The organism is Limobrevibacterium gyesilva (assembly GCF_025989185.1).
In the GTDB taxonomy this organism is placed as follows: domain Bacteria; phylum Pseudomonadota; class Alphaproteobacteria; order Acetobacterales; family Acetobacteraceae; genus Limobrevibacterium; species Limobrevibacterium gyesilva.
This window is the reverse complement of the sequence record NZ_JAPDNT010000078.1, coordinates 1-1,225: the sequence shown is the minus strand read 5'-3', so window position 1 is coordinate 1,225 and position 1,225 is coordinate 1. Positions and strand designations below refer to the sequence as shown.

The 1,225-nt window shown below is 76.1% G+C and carries 2 protein-coding genes; both read left to right on the top strand.

Translation table 11 applies throughout. The annotated features are described in order from the left end of the window. Positions 1 to 923 (top strand): penicillin-binding protein activator (locus tag OL599_RS25770; RefSeq protein WP_264716932.1); only part of this gene is annotated, 923 nt, incomplete at its 5' end. A gap of 10 nt (positions 924 to 933) precedes the next feature. Continuing rightward, the coding region (locus OL599_RS25765; protein ID WP_408887004.1) for a hypothetical protein at positions 934 to 1,225 on the top strand (292 nt) is incomplete at its 3' end.

Below are 1,225 nucleotides of genomic sequence, written 5' to 3'. Positions count from 1 at the left end.
TCGGCCCGCTGACCGCCGCCGAGGCCGCCGCCGCCGCCGGCCCGGCGCGCAGCGCCGGCGTGCCCGTGCTGGCCTTCACCAACGACCCGTCCCAGGCCAGGCCGGGCGTCTGGACGATGGGCCTGACGCCGGGCCAGCAGGTGCGCCGTCTGGTCGGCGCCATGACGGCCCAGGGCAAGAACCGTTTCGCCGCGGTGCTGCCGCAGTCCGATTTCGGTCAGGCGATGGGCACGGCTCTCGGACAGGCCGTCGCCGGTGCCGGCCTGCCCACGCCGGACATCCGCACCTATTCCCCCGGCATGGCGTCGATCAACGCCGCGGTACGCGACATCTCCGGCTACGCCTCCCGCCGCGGGCCGCTGGACGCGCAGATCCGCGCTGCGCGCAACCGCCACGACGCCGAGGGCCGCAAGCAGGCCGCCGAATTGTCGCGCCAGCCCATCCCGCCGCCGCCGTTCGACGCCTTGCTGCTGGCCGATACCGGCGAGTCGCTGAGCGCGATCACCTCGCTGCTGCCCTATTACGACCTCGATCCGCCGGCCGTGCGGGTGCTGGGGCCGGCGCTGTGGGCCGCACCCGCGGCACGGGGCGGCTCCAGCCTCAGCGGGGCCTTCTATGCGGCGCCCGACCCCTCGCTGCGCAGCGCCTTCGATCAGCAATACGCCGCCGCCCATGGCACTCCGGCGCCCGGCCTCGCGGATTTCGCCTATGACGCGGCCGCGATCGCGCGGGTGCTGGCGCGCGGCGAGGGCTTCTCCGCCGCGGCGCTGTGCCGGCCGGAAGGCTTCGCCGGCGTGGACGGCGTGCTGGCGCTGTTGCCGGACGGCACGGTGCGCCGCGGGCTGGCGCTGTTCGAGATCCAACGGGGCGGCCCGGTGCTGGTTGAGCCGGCGCCGGAGAACGTCTCCGCCCCGGGTATCTGAGCGGGCGCCCATGCACCTGCTGCTGCTGCTTGGCGCCGCGCTGGCGATGGCAGCGGTGCCGGTGGCGTGCCTGGCGGTGCTGTTGCTGACCGGGGCCACCGCCGCCGGGCCGGCGCTGCTGGCCATGGGCGCGGTCGTTCTGGCGGCGCTGGCGCTGGCGGCGCTGTGGGCGCGCGATATGGTGCTGCTGGCGGAGACGCTGCGCCATGCCGCCCAGGAAACCGGGCCGGCGCTGGCCCCGGCCGCCGTCCCGCGCCTGCCGCCGATCGAGCGCATCGCCCGCAGCATCGAACGGCTGGCCC